Here is a 2953-nt window from a genome sequence, read left to right as displayed (position 1 = left end):
CATCGTGGAGGCGGCGATCAGGATGAGGGTGGTGCGACTGGCATTGACCACCAAGCCCATCATCGGCTCGCGCGACTGGCCGGTGAGGATGCGAAAGCCCTGCACCATGATCCAGGCGGTGCGCAGCACACCGACGAACAGCGCCCTCAGCGACCGCACCACGGCGACGAGACTGCGCATGCGTGTCTTCGTCCACGCGGTCCATCCGCTGAACAGTTCGTTAGCTATCGAATTGATGATTGGTGTCGCAGTGCTCATGGGCATTGGCGTCGAAGGGCGATTTAGCCTGTAGCCTCAGTTCAGCGAGACATGGCCGGCGCTTCTTGCGTGGGGGCCGGCTGTGTCGCTTGCTGTGCTTGCTGGCCCGGTTGGGCAACCGGTTGCTGGGTCTGCTGCGTCGGGTTGAAAGCTTGCGAGCTTTGGGCCATGGGCGTGTTCAGTGCCACCATCGTGTCCACACCGATCACCTTCGACTGCGCTGTTCCCAACTGGCCCTGAACGGCGATGAGTTTGTCGCCGCGGTCATTGGGCGCCACATGGTCAATCCGCGTGAGCCCATGGTGATGAGCTTCCACAGCCAACGCAGCGGCGGCATTCCCGGTGCTCTGGGGATCCACCTTGATGTAGTGATCGTGATTCCATTTCTGCAACTTGTGCAACGCCTGCTCGTAGAGCGTGTGGCCGGGATGGTGCTTGTCCTTAAGCGTCTGACCAAGCTCGGGGTCTCCCGGCTTGTAGCCGTGGGCGAGTTTGGTTTCCCACTCGGCGGCGGCGGCCTTGCGTTCTTTGAGGGAGTTCTGGCCGCCATTGATGTCTTCAGTGGTACGGGTGACGTCGTGCTGATGGCCGTGCGCCACCACGCGTTCCTTCCAATACTGCACAGCGATCTTGGCCGCGTTCGCGGGCTCCGAGGCCAGATCGGGGTGGTTCACGAGGTCCAGACCAAGCGCTTTGCCATAGCGTTCGTAGTTGTAGCGGCCTGTCAACTGAACAAAGCCACGGCCATGAAACTTCCACCCGTCGCCCGGCTCTGTGTTGCCTAGATTGCGACGACCCCCATAAATGGCTTCCGCCACCTTCTCTGGGCCACCCGCCGCAATGGCGCTGGCATCCTCCTGGGTCATTTCCGGGTGGTGTTTGTGCAGCGCCTTGAACACGTTGTGGCCCGAATAGCGCAGGTTTTCGTGCGCTTTGGTAAAGCCATGCGACTCCACCTGCATCTGGCCCATGAAGTTGGCCAACTCCTTCGGATTTTTGATGCCCGCGCCCTGCGCGGCCTGCAACACAAAGTCGCCGTTCTCTTTGGAGTACGGGGCCGCGCGGTGTGCGTGGTGCGGGTGCGATGCATGCCGGGTTGAATGTTGTGACATGGTGAGTTCTCCCTGAAGGAATCAAATTTCAGCGGGTGCTTGGCAGGCCGTGAGCTTCGATGTCTGGGTCGGCCTTCCATTCGGATGTAATGCGTACTAATTCGGTGTCCTTCGCCTCCACCAGCGTCGATGGCCGGCAAGCCATATCGCGAACTGCACGTAGCTGCCCATCGCGCTGCACCAACAAGCCCGCGCGGTTGTTGGTGCCTTCGATCGAATACAGGATGTACCTGTAGCCTTCGTTGCTGAGGGAGTGGGCATAGCCAAACGTGCCGCCGGCATAGAACAAGCGCGTGAACGTGAATGCCTCGTTGCCGTTTCCGCTCGCCGGATACTCGAGTTCGATTTTCGAATGCCGCCCATACAGGTAGTGGAAACTTCTTTCACCCTGCGCCGATGCAGGTGAGGCGCACAACGAAATCATCTTGCGGCTGGGGCCTTGCAGCGTGCAGGAGAACACCGGCTCTTCGTTGGCCGCGCACAGGCTGGGTGCCTGCGCGTTCTGCGAAAAGGCATGAGGGCAAACCAGACCGAGAGCGGCGGCGGCGAGGAGTGAAGCGATGCGGTTCATGGAGTATTTGCTACGAATTGCTATATCGCCGCCGCTTTATGCATGGGGCGTTGGCAGCAAGCGCTGGTGGTGATGGCAAGAAAAGCGGAGAGCACAGCGATAGGGCGCCTCATGGTTGCTATTGAATCCGCGCGGGTAGGCTGCAAACCTTGTAGTAGATGCGGCAGTTCGTGTCGCCTGAAGCAACGCAATCGTTCTGCGCTGCAGATGAGGCTTCAGCAATCGTTTGACGGGCAGAGGCACCGTGGCCTTTGTCACCTGTCGCAACAGCGGCGCAGCCATTGCTGAAAGCAAGCTTAATTACACAGTTAACCCCACCTTTAGCCCTGCAATCGGCGATGGCCGCATTCTGTGCAGCGCCTTCGCTGAGCATATTCACGGAAGAGCCTGTTGCCTGATTGGGGCCATCAGTTGCAATCGCCCCATATCGATCCTGCCAAACCACAGCGGGCTGTTGGGGTGCCTGTTGTGGCGGGCGATAGTTAGGCTCAGGCAAGCAGTAGGTGTTCGTTGGGTTGGAAACCAAGTAGGAGCCCGGCGGGCACTGCGCATGCGCTGCAAAGCTTACGAACACGCCCATTAGCAGCCCCGTCAAGCTGCGTATTAGCGATAGCGTACTCATCATGCTTCCCCATCGACCTTGAGCGCCTTCGGGGGCGGAGGAACGGAAGCTGTCTTGATCTCATCAACAGGCCGCTGTGTTGCGGATTGCGAGGGGGGGACGTTGCTGCTAACTTGACGCTGATCCATACCTCCACCGCCACCACCATAAGGAGCCTTAGACTGGGTCGTCGCCGCCGGCTGATACCCCGCCTGCCCCGGCATCCCAGAAGCATTGGCCTGTGCCCCCGCACCAGCCGAAACCTGCGACACGCTGGAGAAACTCCCCATCGTCCCCCCAAAGAACGCCGCCGCCATCGGCGGCGCAGAGATCAGCAACGTCGTCATCAACAACCCGATGTCCCCTTGCTGCATCGCCTGATTCGTCAGCCCCGCACTGCCTGCAACCCCC

Annotated in this window: 5 protein-coding genes; all 5 read right to left on the bottom strand. The window is 60.2% G+C overall.

Translation table 11 applies throughout. The features are described from left to right. On the bottom strand, positions 1-180 hold a 180-nt coding region (locus ACSFBE_RS23825; RefSeq protein WP_435492877.1), incomplete at its 3' end, for a hypothetical protein. A 119-nt stretch (positions 181-299) separates the two neighbouring features. Next, complete coding sequence (locus ACSFBE_RS23820) at positions 300-1370, bottom strand: XVIPCD domain-containing protein (protein ID WP_435492876.1); 1071 nt, start codon at positions 1368-1370, stop codon at positions 300-302. A 28-nt stretch (positions 1371-1398) separates the two neighbouring features. Then, positions 1399-1941 carry a hypothetical protein gene (locus ACSFBE_RS23815; protein ID WP_435492875.1) on the bottom strand — a complete coding sequence of 181 codons (543 nt, stop codon included), beginning with the start codon at positions 1939-1941 and terminating at the stop codon, positions 1399-1401. Positions 1942-2059: 118 nt separating this feature from the next. Continuing rightward, the gene (locus ACSFBE_RS23810) at positions 2060-2521 is read right to left on the bottom strand and encodes a DUF4189 domain-containing protein (RefSeq protein ID WP_435492874.1); all 462 of its coding nucleotides are present in this window, start codon (positions 2519-2521) and stop codon (positions 2060-2062) included. 41 nt (positions 2522-2562) lie between these two features. Then, a partial coding sequence (locus tag ACSFBE_RS23805) for a hypothetical protein (RefSeq protein WP_435492873.1) occupies positions 2563-2953 on the bottom strand: 391 nt, incomplete at its 5' end.

This window comes from Variovorax sucrosi (genome assembly GCF_051216635.1).
GTDB lineage: Bacteria > Pseudomonadota > Gammaproteobacteria > Burkholderiales > Burkholderiaceae_C > Variovorax.
This window is presented reverse-complemented; position numbering and strand designations above follow the sequence as displayed.